The organism is uncultured Ruegeria sp., assembly GCF_947497005.1.
Classification (GTDB): Bacteria; Pseudomonadota; Alphaproteobacteria; order Rhodobacterales; family Rhodobacteraceae; genus Ruegeria.
The window spans coordinates 257824-275007 of the sequence record NZ_CANMFF010000004.1 but is presented as its reverse complement, the minus strand read 5'-3'; the positions used below and the strand labels follow the sequence as shown (position 1 = coordinate 275007).

At 55.1% G+C, this 17184-nt stretch carries 16 protein-coding genes and 1 tRNA gene; 12 read left to right on the top strand and 5 right to left on the bottom strand.

The window, feature by feature from the left end; translation table 11 throughout:
* Complete coding sequence (locus Q0816_RS07935; protein ID WP_298849202.1) at window positions 1–1344, bottom strand: Na(+)-translocating NADH-quinone reductase subunit A; 1344 nt, start codon at window positions 1342–1344, stop codon at window positions 1–3.
* A gap of 298 nt (window positions 1345–1642) precedes the next feature.
* Between Q0816_RS07935 and Q0816_RS07930 the strand changes: the two genes are divergently transcribed.
* Both Q0816_RS07930 and Q0816_RS07925 read left to right on the top strand, forming a co-directional pair.
* Window positions 1643–2758, top strand: a complete 1116-nt coding sequence (locus Q0816_RS07930) for a class I SAM-dependent RNA methyltransferase (RefSeq protein WP_298849201.1) — start codon at window positions 1643–1645, stop codon at window positions 2756–2758.
* Between the two features lie 117 nt (window positions 2759–2875).
* A tRNA-Pro gene (locus Q0816_RS07925) sits at window positions 2876–2952 on the top strand.
* A 603-nt stretch (window positions 2953–3555) separates the two neighbouring features.
* Here the strand turns inward: Q0816_RS07925 and Q0816_RS07920 are convergent.
* Window positions 3556–4476, bottom strand: coding sequence for a LysR family transcriptional regulator (locus Q0816_RS07920; protein WP_298849200.1), 921 nt, complete (start codon window positions 4474–4476; stop codon window positions 3556–3558).
* Between the two features lie 100 nt (window positions 4477–4576).
* On the opposite strand from Q0816_RS07920, the gene Q0816_RS07915 reads away from it, so the two are divergent.
* From Q0816_RS07915 to Q0816_RS07875, 9 genes are all read left to right on the top strand, one after another.
* The gene (locus Q0816_RS07915) at window positions 4577–5536 is read left to right on the top strand and encodes a tripartite tricarboxylate transporter substrate binding protein (protein ID WP_298849199.1); all 960 of its coding nucleotides are present in this window, start codon (window positions 4577–4579) and stop codon (window positions 5534–5536) included.
* A 70-nt stretch (window positions 5537–5606) separates the two neighbouring features.
* Window positions 5607–6074 carry a tripartite tricarboxylate transporter TctB family protein gene (locus Q0816_RS07910; protein ID WP_298849198.1) on the top strand — a complete coding sequence of 156 codons (468 nt, stop codon included), beginning with the start codon at window positions 5607–5609 and terminating at the stop codon, window positions 6072–6074.
* A gap of 6 nt (window positions 6075–6080) precedes the next feature.
* Window positions 6081–7595: a tripartite tricarboxylate transporter permease gene (locus Q0816_RS07905; RefSeq protein ID WP_298849197.1), complete on the top strand. Its 1515-nt coding sequence runs from the start codon at window positions 6081–6083 to the stop codon at window positions 7593–7595.
* Window positions 7588–8694 carry a lyase family protein gene (locus Q0816_RS07900; protein WP_298849196.1) on the top strand — a complete coding sequence of 369 codons (1107 nt, stop codon included), beginning with the start codon at window positions 7588–7590 and terminating at the stop codon, window positions 8692–8694. The genes Q0816_RS07905 and Q0816_RS07900 overlap by 8 nt, the downstream gene beginning before the upstream one ends.
* A 113-nt stretch (window positions 8695–8807) precedes the next feature.
* Window positions 8808–9398, top strand: coding sequence for a TetR/AcrR family transcriptional regulator (locus Q0816_RS07895; RefSeq protein ID WP_298849195.1), 591 nt, complete (start codon window positions 8808–8810; stop codon window positions 9396–9398).
* Entirely contained in the window at window positions 9395–9658 is a 264-nt protein-coding gene (locus tag Q0816_RS07890) for a hypothetical protein (protein ID WP_298849194.1), read from the top strand. The genes Q0816_RS07895 and Q0816_RS07890 overlap by 4 nt, the downstream gene beginning before the upstream one ends.
* A gap of 9 nt (window positions 9659–9667) precedes the next feature.
* The gene (locus tag Q0816_RS07885; protein WP_298849193.1) at window positions 9668–10831 is read left to right on the top strand and encodes an SRPBCC family protein; all 1164 of its coding nucleotides are present in this window, start codon (window positions 9668–9670) and stop codon (window positions 10829–10831) included.
* An 84-nt stretch (window positions 10832–10915) separates the two neighbouring features.
* Complete coding sequence (locus Q0816_RS07880) at window positions 10916–11401, top strand: hypothetical protein (RefSeq protein WP_298849192.1); 486 nt, start codon at window positions 10916–10918, stop codon at window positions 11399–11401.
* A gap of 7 nt (window positions 11402–11408) precedes the next feature.
* Complete coding sequence (locus Q0816_RS07875) at window positions 11409–12467, top strand: 2Fe-2S iron-sulfur cluster-binding protein (protein WP_298849191.1); 1059 nt, start codon at window positions 11409–11411, stop codon at window positions 12465–12467.
* A 771-nt stretch (window positions 12468–13238) separates the two neighbouring features.
* Here the strand turns inward: Q0816_RS07875 and tcuB are convergent.
* Genes tcuB through Q0816_RS07860 form a run of 3 tightly spaced genes read right to left on the bottom strand, consistent with a single transcriptional unit; the run spans window position 13239 to window position 16382 of the window.
* Window positions 13239–14306: a tricarballylate utilization 4Fe-4S protein TcuB gene (tcuB, locus tag Q0816_RS07870; protein WP_298849190.1), complete on the bottom strand. Its 1068-nt coding sequence runs from the start codon at window positions 14304–14306 to the stop codon at window positions 13239–13241.
* Window positions 14296–15690 (bottom strand): FAD-dependent tricarballylate dehydrogenase TcuA, encoded by a 1395-nt coding sequence (gene tcuA / locus Q0816_RS07865; protein WP_298849189.1) that lies wholly within the window; start codon window positions 15688–15690, stop codon window positions 14296–14298. Before tcuA ends, tcuB begins: the two co-directional genes overlap by 11 nt.
* A gap of 11 nt (window positions 15691–15701) precedes the next feature.
* Window positions 15702–16382: a GntR family transcriptional regulator gene (locus tag Q0816_RS07860; RefSeq protein WP_298849188.1), complete on the bottom strand. Its 681-nt coding sequence runs from the start codon at window positions 16380–16382 to the stop codon at window positions 15702–15704.
* Window positions 16383–16844: 462 nt separating this feature from the next.
* Here Q0816_RS07860 and Q0816_RS26015 point away from each other — a divergent pair, with 462 nt between their 5' ends.
* Entirely contained in the window at window positions 16845–17075 is a 231-nt protein-coding gene (locus tag Q0816_RS26015) for a hypothetical protein (protein ID WP_367180475.1), read from the top strand.
* The last annotated feature ends 109 nt before the right edge of the window (window positions 17076–17184 follow it).

Genomic DNA, 17184 nt, shown 5'->3' with positions numbered 1-17184 from the left:
TCAGCCCTCCTTTTCAATCTTGGTCAGGCAGTCGCGCAGCGCCAACCCGTATTCATATTTTGCCGGGCAGGCAAATCCCGCAAGGCCCAAATCCTCTTCGTCCAGCTCCAGCGCACCCAGTGCCTGTGCTGTATCGGTATCCATAACCAGCAACGCCCGCAGCAACTGAGTTGGCAAGTAATCCTGCGGCATCAACTCTTCGAAGATACCCGTCGGCACCATCGCACGGCGTCCGCCGTTCAAGTTTGATGTGAAGGCATACAGCTTCTTTGCGAATGCCGAACCCAAAACCGGTTGGGCCGAATACTTCGACGGCATCGGACGAATCCAGCCCATCGGAATTTGGTCGGGATCTTCCCGGATGATGCTGATCTGGCGGGCAAACCGGCCCAGATAGGCGGTAGGGCCGTCTGCTTTCTGGCCAGACAGGATCGAGCCCGAAATGATACGGGGGGTGCCATCCAAGTTGATTTCGTCTCGGGTCAGTTCGTCGGTCGATGCGCCCATGACGGTGCGGATCAAACGCGGCTGACGCGCACCGGGGCCGGTCAGAGCGACCACAATATTTGGGTCCAGATGTCCGGTCTGCATCAGGCGGCCAATTGCGATGACGTCCTGATAACTGATGGTCCAGACCTGTTTGTCACCCGCAAGCGGTTCAAGAAAGTGAATATGGGTTCCGGCCAAGCCCGATGGATGAGGACCGGCAAATGCCGCGACTTCAACACCGGCTACGTCTGCACCGGGGAGTGCGTCACCTTCTTTCTGGCAGAGATAGGTTTTACCATCGGTCAACTTGCTTATCGTCGTCAGTCCGGCGGCAAAGGCCTCGGTTGCCGCGGCGATGATCACGGCGGCGTCGGCGGCCAGAGGATCACTATCCATGGCGGTTACGAATATCGCATTCGGCTTAGCGCCAGGTTCAGGCATTTTCGAATATGGCCGCGTGCGGAACGAGGTCCACAAGCCTGCAGCGCACAGTTTGGCGGTCACGCCTTCAGCGCTGTCCGCATCGCCAACGCCCGAGAAATCCATGCCTGTGTCGTTGACGTCGGAAACCTCGATCACGACGCTTTGAAGCACTCGGCGGGCACCACGGTTGATAGCGATTACCGTTCCACTGACCGGTGCGACCATCATCGCGTCGGGCGCGTCCTTGTGACAGAACAACGGCGCACCACGTTTTACACTGTCGCCTTCCTGCACCAACATCTTTGGTTTCAGGCCGATGTAATCACCACCTAGCACGCCAACCGTCGTATATTTCGGACCCGGGTGAATGGTCTGGTCAGGAGCGCCTTCCACGGGCAGATCCAGCCCTTTTTTCAGTTTGAAAGTTTGCATGTCGCTACGTTCTTCCAAGCCTCTTTGTCTGCGCCAGCTTTGCCAACGCCCTTTCGGGGTTATGCAATAGCCCGGTTTTTTCAAGCCTTCGTCGCAAAAGCGTCGAAAACGGTCCAAAATCCGCAGGCGTATTTCCGATCATGGACCCTTTACGCGGGGATGGTCACAAACGCAAACCTGTTACCGCCAAAAGTTAAGAATGAGTCACACATTTCTGCGATTTATCGATCATATCCCCCAAATCCGCCCTGTAAAATTGCGTGTCGCGCCCACCGAACTTCCAGTGTAAGCAACCGGAATGGAAAAAGACACAGACTTGGAAATCTTTCTGGTGGCTACGCCAGGCCTTGAAGCACCTCTTAGTGCCGAGGCGCAATCCCACGGGTTCGCAGAGGTCAAAACCATACAGGGTGGCGTGACGTGCCGGGGACCCTGGCCCGAAGTCTGGCGCGCCAACCTGACGTTGCGAGGTGCCAACAAGGTACTTGTCCGTCTGGGCAGATTCCCGGCTGTGCATCTGGCCCAACTGGATAAACGCGCGCGTAAGTTTCCCTGGAGCGATGTCTTGCTTCCAGATGTTCCGGTCAAAGTCGAAGCCACCAGCCGAAAATCCAGAATTTACCATGCTGGCGCGGCCCGTCAGAGGATCGAGCGTGCAATTTCCGAGACATTGGGCGCTCCGATCTCGGCCGACGCCGACATTCGGATATTGCTGCGAATCGAGAAAGACATTTGCACAATCTCGGTCGATAGCTCTGGTGAGCTTTTACACAAGCGCGGTCATAAAGAAGCGATTGCCAAAGCTCCGATGCGCGAGACTATGGCCGCAATGTTCCTTAGGGATTGCGGCTACAGCGGCGACGAACCCGTACTGGATCCGATGTGCGGGTCGGGCACATTCGTGATCGAGGCCGCCGAGATCGCATTGGGTCTGCGCCCCGGCCGGTCCCGCAGTTTTGCATTCGAACAGCTGGCTGGCTTCGATCCTGACCAGTGGCAAGCGATGCGAAGGGGAACGACAACGGCAGAATGTCCTGTCACCTTTCACGGCTCGGACCGAAACACCGGTGCAATTGATGCAGCAACTGCCAATGCCGAGAGGGCACAAGTCAGCGCTTGGACACGATTTCAACAACGTTCTGTCAGTGACATCAAACCCCCTGAAGGTCCCGCAGGATTGGTCATCGTGAACCCGCCCTACGGAGCGCGAATTGGGGACGAAAAACGCTTGCGTTCTGTCTATGGAGCCTTGGGCAAAGCCCTTATGAGTCGGTTTCAGGGATGGCGTGTCGGAGTAATAACCAGCACCCCCGCTCTTGCTCGGGCGACTCGCCTGCCTTTACTGGCACCAGGCCCGGTGGTGGACCACGGCGGCACCAAGATCCGCCTGTACAAAACAGACACATTGCACTGATCGAAGCCTGGGTTCGAAGCGCATTCCCTTAAGGTTTTTCGCCACAGGATTCAGGTGACCGCTCTATAGAATCCACTTGCGCATCGGAAACGTCGCGTATAGATCACCGGCCACGGTCGGAGTGTAGCTCAGCCTGGTAGAGCACTGTCTTCGGGAGGCAGGGGTCGGAGGTTCGAATCCTCTCACTCCGACCAATAAAATCAGGAACTTACACGAAAATTGAAACTTGCAACTTGTGCAATCTTGCACGGGCTGCACAAAATCGCGAGGATGTTCTTGTGAAGAACCCTGTTCCATATGCGCGCCAACGGTCTGATTCTTAATGGGAAATCATTTACGACGACCCCAATACGGGTAAGAAGAAGCGCATAGTCAAAGGTACCAAGGATCAAGCTGAACCGGGGAAAAGCTATCCGAGTTTGACCCGGTCGAAACCGCTGACGCGGTCGATCCTGATACGCTACGTCTGCGCCGACGCATAGACGGTTAAGTTTGTGATATGCATGGTAAATCCTCCAATCCGCCACACCCCGCCTCAACGCCAACCCGACGTTGACGAAAGATCATACTAACTTGATGTGCGTACGCAGAGAATAGCTGCGAATAGCCTATATTAACGGATGTTGCGCGCGCCACAAATGGGGGTAAGTTCCCCAAGCTGCCATTGCCTATTAAATGAACGAACCTTGGCCGCGCTTCTCGACAATGCGACATGGATCATTTCTGCTAGTGCGTCAGCATAGAGCCTTCTGCATTCAATGGCGATGGAACCCGGAGCATCGGGTCATCGAACGGTCTTAATCCAGGGCCACTTCCAAGGTTGGGCTTTGACCTGCCAGTTCCTGAACCACGTCCCGCAAAACTGTTTCAAAGCGGCAAAGAGCTTCAGTTCTGTCCTGCGAGACGGGGTACAACAACCCGAATGTCATCCATTTTTCGGGAACAACCGGCACCAGGATCAAGTTTTCAAGACCAATCTGAGCTGAGACCAATTCATCTGCGATTGTGATGCCCGCCCCTTCCGCAACAAGCGAGCAAGCCAGTTGGGAAGATGCAACTTCGCAAGACTGGCCAGGAGATACGCCAGCGGAATGAAAGATATCATCCAGTTGGTCTCGAAGTAACAATCCCTGCATCAAACGGATGATAGGTTCATTCACAAGCTCGGTCGCTGCGAGTTCCTGTCGCTTGGCAAGTCTGTGATCAGCAGGCAATATCGCCTGCGCCCTAACTCTCAATAACGGTTGTGTGCGAATTCCCGGATGTTCAACGGGCAATGCTCCAATACCGATGTCGTATTCGCGCCCTGCTAACCACTTTCCAGCTTCGCGCCGCGCCCGGACATCCAGGCTGATGTTGATGTTGGAATGTTCTTTGAAAAACCTTGCTACTGCGCGGGCCGACAAGGTTTGTGCAATTCTGGGCATCGTGACAATACGTAGTGATTCCGTTCGCCCAGCACGAATTTCCGCCGCGATCCTCGGCACTTCATCCAGATTTTCCAGAATTCGCCCTGCCTCGCGGTAGAAGGCAAACCCTTCCGGCGTAGGTGTAAGGTTGCGGCCGCTTCGATCAAATAGTGTAAGTCTTAGTTCTGCTTCCAATCCCGATATCAATCGGCTGACAGCAGGCTGGCTCAGGTGCAGGATTTCCGATGCGGCAATCAGAGAGCCTTCGGACAAAGTGATACTAAAAGCGCGCAAGGCTTTGATGTTCATCGCTGCTGGCTTTCATTTTTTGCAAGAGTAGATACGATCTTTGCATTTTTATCAATTCCCAAACTTGGATAGTTTAGGGTCGAGCTTATGGGAGGACCCAATGAAACGTAGAACACTACTAAACACGGCCATTGCCGCCATTGCCGTAGCCACTTCAGCCACAGCCAGCTTTGCCGCTGACTGGCCTAAGCGCCCTATCAACTTGATCGTGCCATACAAGGCGGGTGGTGGCACAGATGCCTATGCCCGCGCCATCTCGGCGGCAGCTGAAGGCGTTTTGGATGTACCAGTCGTTGTTGTAAACAAGCCCGGCTCAGGTGGTTTGAACGGCGCCAACTCTGTTGTGGGTGCACGTCCAGATGGATACACGATGATGATGACGTCGGGCGGGTCGTTTCTTTTGTCGACCATGACGCGGGACACAGACATTGACGCGCTGGACAGTTTCAAATTTGTCGCTCAGGTCGGTCAGTTACAGACATCGCTGATGGTGCCAAAGGATAGCCCATTCGAAAACGTACAAGACATAATCGATGCAGCAAAAGCTGACCCAGGATCGCTCCGTTGGGCGCATTCGGGACGCGGCGGTTTTCACCATGTCGGTGGTATGGGCTTTCTGGCCGGCAACGGCATCGAGGCACAGGATGTACCATTCAAAGGTGGCGGACCAACCCGTGCAGCACTGATCGGCGAACAGGCGGACTTCGGCTTCCTTGGTGTACAGCAACTGGCGGGATTTGAAGACCAGCTGCGTGCATTGGCGGTCAACAGTCAGGACCGTGATGGCATCATGAAGGATGTGCCTTCCTTTGGTGAGCTCGGAATACCTTTTGCCGCAGTTTCGTCCCCGGTGATTGTGTTCGCGCCAAAGGATACGCCACCCGAGGTGGTTACGGCGATGGAAGCCGCGCTGGAACAAATCGTAGCGAAACCCGAGTTTGCCGAACTTCTGGCCTCACGCGGGACCGGCCCGGTTTATCAGAGCGGTGCAGATGCCAAGGCAACTCTGTCGGCAATGAAAGAGGACGCCGCACCTTTGGTGGAAAGCCTGACGAACTGAGACTGACAGGATCGGGTGGCGATATCGCCACCCGATCTTTCTCAACGACCAATGTGTGACGGAGGGAATTATGCGTACTTATGTCGAAGGTCTTGTTCTGACAGCCATTTCATGTGTTGCCATCTGGGGTGCCTGGCAAGTGCCAGCGGCCTCGCCCGGTGATACATGGGCAGGCATTGTACCTTTTGCTGCTGCTGTTGCGCTGCTTGCTCTGTCCGGGTTCCTAATCATTGGGGCCACGCGTCAGAGCGCAGGTGAAGCACAAAGCGAACCTGACAATGGGGCCACGCTGGAGATAGTCGGTCTTTTCATCATTGCGCTGATCTATCAGCAATCTTTCCGATGGTTCGGATATCTTGTTCCGACCGCGATTGTTGCTCCGCTGATTCTCTACATTTTCGGCGTCCGTAGTCGGATTGGATTGGCGCTGTCAGTCGTTCTGTGCCCGCTGGTCTTTCACGTCATCTTCTTCGTGCTGCTCGGCGTATTCCCACCCTACGGCGAGGTCTTTGATCTGCTGAACTGGATTCAGGGGTAACAAATTATGGAAATCTTTCCCGCTCTTCTTTCCGTGATTACAGATCCGATGCTGCTTTTCGCCATCGTATTGGCAGCGTTTGTTGGCATGATCGTGGGTGCGACCCCCGGTTTGACCGCATCAGCCGCGATCGCAATGCTGTTGCCGATCACTTTCTATATGTCGCCCCTTTTCGCCTTGGCGTTTCTTTACGTGATTGGAAAATCCGGGCGCTATGGTGGGTCTATTGCGGCCATTCTGTTCAACACTCCGGGCACAGCCGCCAGTGCTGCCACGCAGATCGATGGCTATCCGCTGGCCCGCGCAGGCAAAGCGGGCAAGGCGATGAAGGTCGCCACTATTTCGTCGATTATTGGCGACATGATGGGTGATATCCTGTTGGTCATTGGTGTTGGGTTCATTGCGTCCATCGCATTGAAACTGGGGCCGCCGGAAACCTTCGCAATCTACTTTGCCGCCTTCGTTGTGATCGGATCGGTCATCGGTAAATCCATAGTCAAGGGGTTGGCCTCGGCCCTGATGGGCATTTTGGTCGCCATGGTTGGGCTTGATCCGATTTCGAGCGAAGAACGCTACACTTTCGGTTCTTTTGACCTGTCCAACGGTATCGGTCTCGTTCCCCTGATGATCGGTGTATTTGTTTTGGGCGAAGTGTTTGCCCAGCTAGAAGAGCGCCGGAAAACCCAGGGAGAGACCAAAGAGAACGACAGCACACAAGACGGGAATAATCTGACTTGGGAAGAATACAAACCTTGCCTGCCGCACGCCTTGCGCGGTGGATTCATCGGCGCAGGTATTGGTGTCTTGCCAGGGCTGGGCTCAGCAATTGCGGCTTTCATATCCTACGGTGAAGGGAAACGCCGGGCGAAAAACCCTGAACAATGGGGCAAAGGCGCGTTGGAAGGTGTTGCCGCACCCGAAGCGGCAAATAATGCGGTGTCCGGCCCTTCGATGGCACCACTGTTAACGCTAGGAATACCCGGGTCGACCATTGGCGCCATCCTACTTGGTGTCTTCCTGATCCATGGCATTCAGGTTGGACCAACACTTTTTCTGACGGACAAGGAATTGGTCTATAAGCTGTTCGCTTGCGGCATGCTGGGGATCATTGCGTATGGCTTGATCGGCTATTTCGGGGCGACACAAGTCGCTCGGCTAATTCTGAAAATCCCGACCAACGTCCTCTATCCGATGATCTTCATGACCGCCTTTGTCGCCGCCTACTCTGCAAGTGGGTCGATGTTTGATGTGACCGTGATGACCGTGGCGGGGTTTGTTGGTTGGTTGATGCGAAAGCACGACTTCAACATAGCCGCCTTCGTTATCTCATTTGTGCTGGCAAAAGGGGCTGAAGAGACATTTCGTCAATCGCTCTTGATGTCGGATGGGGGCGCTCTGATATTTGTCGAGCGTCCAATCGCGCTGGCTTTCATAATCATCGGTGCAGGCGCGATAGCGTTCCGTGTCCGGGGTGTCCTAAAAGACCGAAAGCTTGCGCCGGGGGGGCTGGGTGATGCTTGAGTTTGGTCTTTACCGCGACTGTTTCTCGACCCTCGACATGCGGGTTATCTGGTCAGAACACAGCACGATCTCAGCCTGGCTGAAGGTCGAGCAAACCCTGGCTCGATGTCAGGCCGAGGCGGGGCTTATTCCCAGCGATGCAGCCCGTGCGATTGAGGCTTTGTCGCCCCAGATGCTCGACAAGGATCAAATGCAATCAGACATGCTGACTGTGGGTCGACCTATCGTTGGGCTTATTCAGCAGATGCGTAAAGCGCTTGGCGATCATGCGAAATACTTTCACTTCCGTGCAACGACGCAAGACATCATGGACACGGCTCTTGCGATGCAAATGAAGGCCGGGCTCGAAGAGATCGAACTGAAATTGCAGCGGCTTGCCGCGATTTTGGAAAGCCATATGGACCAACACCGGGGCACAATGATGATCGGGCGCACCAACGGTCAGCACGCCGTGCCAATCTGCTTCGCTACCAAATTGCAGGTTTGGAGGTCTGAATTGTCGCGTCGCCAGAAAGCAATCGACGACGCCGCAAAGCGAGGGTTGAACGTTCAGATTGGAGGGCCGGTTGGAGATTTGCGGGGGTACGACAAAGACGATGGTCCACAGATCAAACGGGCTGTTGCACAGGCGTTGGGACTGAGGGTCGTAGACCCACACTGGCAAAATGCAAGGGATGGAATATCAGACATCGTGACGGCGCTTGGCGCGCTTTGCGCGACGATCTGCAAGATCTCACACAACGTGAATTTGTTGTCCTCAACGGACATCGCCGAAATTACTGAAACTCATGAAACGGGTCGAGGCGCCTCATCTGCAATGGCGCATAAACAGAACCAACGGGCGTCCGAGTTTGGCGAGGCTGTCGGAAGACTGGGACGCCAACGCGCCGAGCAGATTGGCGAATTGACCTTGCACCAGCACGAGCGTTCCGGCGGTGTCTGGATCGGCGAGTGGATTGTGGTGCCAGAGGTTTTTCTTTTGACATCCGGGGCCGTCCATTGGGCCGGAAAACTATTTGGCAATCTTGAAGTCGACACCGATTCAATGCGGCGAAAGATACCGGAAGCGGCAACAAACGCTGAAACCTTAGTGCATTGAAACAACTTCTCGGGGCTGTGGCGCACCGCTCTAGCAGAGATTTATTAATTGTCATTATTGACAATATACTTTGAATAGTTATTTGTCAGATGTGACAATAAACGAGAGAAACGATGCCCCGTCCCAGTCTTAAAGACCAGCGATCAGAACAGATTCTTGATGCATATCTCACCTGTGTGTCCCGTTTCGGATTGGAGGGGGCAACCCAAGAGCGCGTCGCAGCTGAGGCCGGGGTCAAACGACCCATCCTGCGCCACTATTTAGGTAACAAGGACCAGATGACCGGGGCCCTTATAAACCATGTCGTAGACAGGTTTGCACAGGCGACAACCGCCCTTCGGGGCGCGTTGGAACCAACGGGCACGACAGCTGATCTGATCGACCTGCTGTTTGATAAATCTGTCCCCAATGATCCGCGCGTAATGCTGGCCTACCAGTCGCTTGTCACATCCGTCGCTGATCACCCGTCAATGCGACAGCCCCTCGTCGATAGCTTGGAAGAGTTTTTTGAGGTGATCGAAGCCGTGTTGAAACGGGCCTCCCCGAACGCCCCTGCTGCCCATATACGCGCGGTTTCGCAGGGGATTTCTGCGACATATGTGAACCTGGATTCTCTGACCCCGCTTAATCCGCCAGAGGTCTGGCGCGAAGAGCTGAAACAGGCTGCAACGATCCTTGCCGCCAGCCTGGAGGCGACCGTATGAGCACCCAGCGCCTTGTCAATTACATGGCTTTGCCAGTTCTTTTGGTTGCGGCTGTACTGGGGCTCTACTGGGTTTGGGGTCTGCTGTTTCTGTGGTGGTTGGTGCCATCGATTATGACGGGCCAGACTGCACTTGTATTTGATATCTCGCGCGAACACGATCCGATCCTTTTCTGGGCAGTAGCGATCCTTTGGGCTGTATTCGGCCTGATGATGATCGCGGCCAGCCTGTTTCCCTCCTATGCCATCTGGCTTGTTTAAGAGGTTGCCATGACCCGAATGTACCACCGCCTTCCCGTTGACGCCTATACGTCCCAAGATTGGTTTGAGCGCGAACAAAGGCAGGTTTTTTCACGCACCTGGCGCTACGCAGGTTTGGCCGAGGATGTGCCGGAGCCCGGTCATTTTGTGTCGATACAGGCCGGGCTGAACAACATCTTTATCGTGATGGGGCGCGATCACCGTCTGCGGGCATTTCATAACATCTGCCGTCACCGTGGTACACAGTTGATCCGGGCTGTCGGGAAAACGCAAAAGGCGCTGACGTGCCCCTACCATGACTGGACATACGACCTCGAGGGCAACCTGATTTCTATTCCCGATGAAGCAAAGGAGTATCCCAATGGGGTCGACAAATCCTGCCTCGGCTTGAAACCCGCCAGTGTCGATATCTGGCGTGGTATGCTTTTTGTGCATCCTGATCCAAATCCGCCCAGCCTTGTTGAGTGGTTCGGTGCGGTTGATCCGCTGTTGGGACCACACAAACCGGAAGAGCTGGTGGAATATCCCGATGCGCGGCAAAGCTATGAGATCAAGGCCAACTGGAAGATCGTGGTCGAGAATTATATCGACGTCTATCACCTGAGCCATCTTCATTCCAACACGCTCCACATGTATGATCATGCGCGGGCGGAATACGGCTGGAAAGGTCCGCATTATCACTTCTGGGAACCGCCGGCGCCTGATTATGCAAAGGATTTGGAGAAAAACCTGCCTACACCGCGGGCAATACCGGAACCCCATATTGGGGCCTGGGTGCCAATGCTGTTTCCCGGTATAGGGCTTGGCGCGGGCGAAGATAGCTGGAACATCTTCATTATCACGCCCTTGGGGCCTGATCTGACGCGCGTGGAAAACCGCACCAAGCTGGCGAATGCCTCAGGGTGGGAGTTTCAGAAACAGGAATGGAGCAGTTGGAGTTTCTGGAAGGATTTCGGCGGCCCGAAATATCCCGACAGCGACGCAATCAGCGAAGATGATCCAATGGCGTCAGGTGATTTCACAGCCGAGGATATTTACGCCTGTGAACAACAGCAAAAGTCTTTGACCAGCCCGTATTTTGAGGTCGGCCCTGCCGCCAACGGAGAAAGCCCGGTTGTCAGACACCAACAAGCAATCCTGGACTTCCTCGAGACACAAGAGGCCGGAACTTAGCCAGATGCCTTGGGTCAATATCGAATCGCTCCTTCAATTGCTTGTTCGTACAACTCCCTCCGCTACGCTGAATTTGGAAAGTAAATGAAACGCATTTTTGCAACCTTTATCGGTACGATCCTGGCAACTGGACTGGTCTTGGCCAGCCCGTCAGACGAACCCAAGGACTTGGCGGCGCGCTATCTCAATGCAACAGAAGAGGCAGCAATCGCTGCGACGTGGAAAGACTGGCACCCGAAGGCGGTGCATACCGTCACAATCAAATTCGGGCTGGGGCAGCCAGATGAGAAGTTTTCCTATCCGGTGGCCGATTGGGAAACACTTCCTGATTGGCATCAGGATCCCACATTGGCCGACGCGATGCAGGGATACAGTGAAACGAGGCGCGAGGCGCCCAGGATTTCCTCGGAATTCACCGACGGCGGCACGCGTGTCATCGCCAAGACACGTGTCGATTACATCTGGGACGACACAACTGGAACGATGAACCAGACGGACAGTTTTTTCATCGTCCCCCAAGCTGGTCGGCTGGCAATCCGAGCTCTTGACACCACGTTTGATTATCGTTGAGGAAACCATGAACCCAGATTTCTTTTCCCTGAAAGTTTCTGAAATCCGGCCTGAGATTAAAGGCAAAGCCACAAGCGTGACCTTTGATACACCGACCAATCTGGCAGAAACCTTTTGCTGGCAAGCCGGTCAGCATGTCACTCTGCGATTCCATTTCAACGAGAAAGAGCAACGTCGCAGCTACACCATTTCCAACCCACCAGGTGCCCCTCTGCGTATCACGGTAAAACGGGTCGCCGGTGGGCTTGTGTCCAATCATATCGGAGACCACCTAAAGCCCGGCGATATGGTCGACGTCATGCCGCCATTCGGTCAGTTCTCCCTGACGCCGGATCCACTGAAACGTCGCACCCACTATTTCTTTGGTGCAGGCAGTGGCATCACGCCGCTATTCGCAATGATCAACGCTGTCCTCAAAGAAGAAACTCATTCAGTGGCTCATCTGATTTATGGCAACGCCGATGGCGAAAGCACTATCTTTGGCAAAGAACTGGACAAATTGAAAATTGAGCATGCCGCCCGGTTCACATTGCGCCATGTCCTGTCGGCACCCTCGCTGTGGAGTTGGATAAGCCCATGGCGAAAAGGCCGCGTGGATGCCGAAGCCATAAAGATCGCCGTGACGGAAACCCCACCTGTGGCGCAAGATGTCCAATACTGGATTTGCGGACCCGGAGCTATGAATAAGGACGTGAGCAACGCGCTGATGGCACTGGATGTACCTGCGAACCGAATTCATATGGAAAGCTTCGGAGGGGCTACAATGACAGCTTCCAGCGTGACGGGTATCGCCGCCAAAGCACAAGTTAATCTGGGAGGGTCGACATACGAGGTTCCTGTTTCTGCAGATCAAACCCTACTGAATGCGATACTGGCGGCTGGCTTGACGCCACCTTTCAGTTGCCAGTCCGGAGTATGCGGCGCCTGCAAAGCGCGTCTAACAAAGGGACAGGTCCATATGCATGCTCGAATGGCACTTGAAGACAGCGATGTCACCCGCGGAGAAATACTATCCTGCCAGAGTGTCGCTACCTCAGATGAACTGAGCATTAGCTTCGACAATTAGAGACGCGGTTCTGGTACTAAGCTCTCTACCAATTTCGACAAAATCCTAGCTTCAAAGCAGTAAGTTCATCCGGCGTCGACTTGACCAAACACCGGGTAACCCGTTTCAATTTGACCGAAGTGATTGGCCTGTATCCAGTTTTGCCTCGTTCACTTTGTGACAGACACGATGTATTAATAGCCGCGAATGGGGCAAGTGCAGCGAACGACCCCTTTGGGTGGCCCCTGCATTGCAAGAACTTTTTGGTAATGTTTGCGGGTATTTTGTCAGTACTTTCGTCTGTCCGGCCTGTTTGCGTGGCGACATTGTCGCCACTGGCCTTGATGACTTCCGCAAGCGAGGTTCCAACCGGCTTATCGACGTCCGAGGGTCGCTGCCGTTCCCAGAGTGTCCTTGCTCTTGGTTGACTTAATTCCGCATCACCACTTCAACGTCTTGCATCTTGCGGGCAGTCGGCCCGGTTAGAACGCAGGCTGCCGGTATTCCTGTTTCTTCGTGAGCATCGCCCAGATGGCCCGCGCGGCCTTGTTGGCCATGGCGGCTGGGCGGCAAGTATCGCAGACGCTGCCGCCATCACGGCCCATGTCAGGGACTCTTTGAAAGTCTTTGTCAAACCGCCAAGTTGACGGCCGAATGCGCACTTTCCCTGCCGAAGATGTGCCGATTTTCATGAGATAGGGGTTGCTCAATCTGTTCTGGTGGCCTGACGCCTGGATGACGCGTTTATGGCCCTGTATGCAAAAAGCGCACCAAGTCATGTGCCGATAATACTCACATGCCTCTTTTCCGTTGGGCATCCCGAACGAGTGCGGCGAGGCGATAAAACCCATGAGCCATCTTGGTATAGGGAGTGAGCAAGAAGAATGTCAGAACCGAACCCAAATGGATGGCAAGCAGTGCAGGCATCAATGCAGATGAGCCGAGGACGTAGAGAACAAGCCCGCTCAGCCCAACAAACCCAAGCAGCAGGATAAAACCGATATCACCTCCCCATGCAGCAGGGTCACCGAGATCACGGTCAGATTTTTGTTTAAGGTACACCATGGTGCCGCAACCCACCGTCAGCAAAACACCACCAGAAATCCCGAACAGCTTGGGCAATGACCATAACCCGTAGGGCGCATGCATTCCGAAGCCGTAATGCAAAACAGTCGCGATCGAGGTCGACGCAAAGCACAGCAGGAATCCATACATGATGGTTTGGTGAGTGTGACGTCGCGCCTGGCTAAAGCGGTCTTCGTCCTCGAAATTACAGCCCTCACCGTGCCCTGCGGCGAGATCCTGCATTTGACCAGCGCGTTTGAAAGCAGCCGTCACGTCAGCCACTTGGAGAGGTTTGCCGCCAACCTTAACCCAATAGCGCCTTAGGCTGAGGAATATACTAAAGAGCGGCAGCACAAACGCAGGGGCGAAGATCGCGACCATCGCATTATGCGACAGGACGGCGTAGAAACCCTCCCCTCCGCTGGATCCAATGACGCGAACGGCCCAGAACAGCAGCGCAAACCCGATCATAAGCGCCAAAGCTATGGCACCACCATGCGTGTGAAATCGGCGCGCCAGTGGCTGCGGCCAGGCAAAGCTTTCCCAGCTATCACGTCGCACTTCAGCCAAAGCTTTCGGTAGATTGAGGTCGAACTCGTGCGGAGCCGTGTACTGGCAGGCATAGTAACACCCCCGGCAGTTGTGGCAGAGATTTGCCAGTTGCGTTATTGCACCGTCCGAAAACGCGCGTTCGGCATTAAGCGACGGAAAGACCGAGCAATAGCCTTCGCAATAGCGGCATGCATTGCAGATCTCGGCCTGACGGCGCGCTTCTTGTATCAGGTCAGCTTGCATAGGCGGCGGCCTCGCGCCCTGCGATGCGACCGAAGACGGTCCCGATAGTCATGCCGAAGCCCGCCAGATAGCCCTGTCCAAGGATCGAGCCGGCCATGGTTTCCCCGGCAGCCCAGAGGTTTTTGATCTTGCCTGAGGCGGTTGAGCACTGTGCCGTGTCGTCGACTTTCAGGCCCAGATACGTAAACGTCACACCGGTTCGTAACAAATACCCGTAGAAAGGCGGCTCGGTGATCGGGCGCGCCCAGTTGGATTTGGGTGGACTAAGGTCCGAAGTGGCTACCCCATCCAGTTCAGTCGGGTGAAACCCGCCGGTATCACCGCACGCAGCATTGAACTCGGTGACGGTCGCCGTCAATTTGTCGGGCGACAGGCCCATCAGCGCCGCCAGTTCCTCCAGCGTACCCGCCTTAAGCGGCGGGAATACTGACGGCATGAACAGGTTCAGTGATTTGCTATCGATGATCACGTAGCCCACCTGATCCGGCTGGGCCGCCACCAGACGTCCCCAGATCGCATAGCGCTTGGGCCAGACATCTTCGCCCTCGTCATAGAACCGCTCGGCTTCTTTGTTCACGACAATGGAAAACGGAACGCAGTCCAGACGGGTGACAATCCCGCCATCGAATTTGGGCGCACGCCCGTCGATGGCAACGGCGTGGCACTGGGTTGGATCGCCGACGCGCTCAATGCCTTGATCCAGAAGGTCGGCCAACACCACACCTCGGTTGTACGGCGTGCCGCGGATCAGGAAGTTCTTTGCAGGTTCGCCCCAGGCGCGGGTCAGCCAATCGGTATCGGCCTGAAACCCGCCCGAGGCGACAATAACTGCCTTGGGAGAGACGCGATGTTCTTGCCCCGCATAGGTGAAATCGACCCATTCGATCTGATCACCATTCAGCTCCAGATGCGTGACTGCGGCTTCGTACCGGACGTCGACACCCAACCCGGCGGCCGTCCGGTAATAGGCATTCACCAGAGATTTGCCGCCCCCCATGAAAAACGCATTGGTCCGAGCAAGGGACAAAGTACCTGAAAGAGACGGTTGGAAGCGGACCCCGTGCTCTTCCATCCACGGCAAGCAATCTTCCGAGGTTCGGATCGCCAAACGTGCCAGGCGTTCGTCAGTCTTGCCACCCGTGACTTTCAGCAAGTCGGACAGGTATTCATCTTCGCTGTACTCCTCGACCAATGGGCCCAGAGGACCTGTGTGCATACAGCGAAAGTTGCGCGTGTGACGTGAGTTTCCCCCGCGATACGGTTTTGGCGCGGTTTCCAGGATCAGGACCTTCGCACCCGCTTCGGCAGCTGTCATTGCCGCACATAGGGCCGCGTTACCCCCTCCGATCACCGCGATATCATACAATTCCATTTGAGCGGCCATGTAACGTGGTCCTACTGGCTCTGATCGCTTGTGCGGTCACGTTCCTGCAGCGCGCGGATGCGCATGCGTTGGGCCGCCTGGATATGCGCGCGCATTTCGGTTTCTGCTGCGGCACCGTCGCGCGATTTCAGGGCAGCCATGATGTGCCGATGTTCGACCACTGCAGTTTCTGCCCGATCACTGTCCAACAGCTGTGACGGCCCAAGGATCAGCAGCGCCTTTTGCAGGGACAGCATGGACTTCGCCAGAAACCGGTTCTTGGCTGCATCCAGCAAAGTGGCGTGAAAAATCCGGTTGATTCGAGCTGCATCCGGACCTGTGCCGGCCTCAGCCAGCCGATCATTTAAAACTTCCAACTCATCAAGTTCAACATCCGAGGCTGCCCGTGCCGCCAACCGCGCAGCGGTGCCTTCAAGCACGGCACGCATCTCATAAAGCTCCATCACTTCAGCGTAGTCGAGGCTGCGGACCGTTGCGCCCAGCCTTGGCACATGCATTACCAGCCCGTCCGCTTCAAGCTGTCGGATCGCTTCGCGGATTGGTGTGCGGCTGACACCCAAGCGTTCAGACAGCTCGATCTCGCGCAAGCGATCGCCAGGCAAGAGCGTGCCGTCGCGGATCTGCTCCAGCATGCGCTGATACGCGGAATTGCCTTGTGGGCCGGGCTGTATTGGGTCGTCCTGGACGGTCATAGCGCGTACACTTGTATATTGCGTGCATTTGTATACACTTGGATACATAACGAGTCAATGACCCTGAAAGCCAAGTTTTGAACAGCCTGAAAGCCCAACCAGCTATGCTGAAAAAAAGGTCAATGACACTTGGCTTTGCGACGCTTGGCACGCTGATCTTCTGGGTATTCCTTCCGTGCACCAGGGACCTGCGTTCCAAACGGCTGCATGTTGTTGACACAATGGCTGTGCCCGTAGAGTTGAAGGGGTTGACCGGTGACAGGACCTGGAGAAATACGTTCATCGCTAATTAGCCGGATGTGTTGTGTCGCATGGCAACGATGCTCTTTCGCGTGATGCAGCCCGTCAGCTTCTGAAAAAACTGGAAACGCGGGCCTTGCAGCATGATCTGGCCATATCCCTTCAGGAAAGCGGTGGGGTGAACTTACATTATTTATCAATGATTGGCAGCTTGACACCGATATGCAGCGTCGCGCTAATTTTGGGTTTAACAAGGGTAAGGCACATCGTGCATCGTGGAACAGATTGCGGATTGATCAGCCGAGGAAAATCCTGGGCCAGCCTGCAGGAGATCAGCACTTCCCTATCGCCGGGATGAACTTGTTTAAAGCCATCATCAATTCCTGGAATATCGAGCAACTTGACCTCGTTGTCCCGCAGCAGAAGAAGGCCGGAAAGGATGCGCCGGGTTAACTCCTCTTACACATCTCACTCCCTGGTCGGGCGAAAATAATCTTCACATGCGAACACAGGTGGCGACAGGTGAAAGCAGAAATTGTCTGAAGTCTCCCAGGCCTTCTAA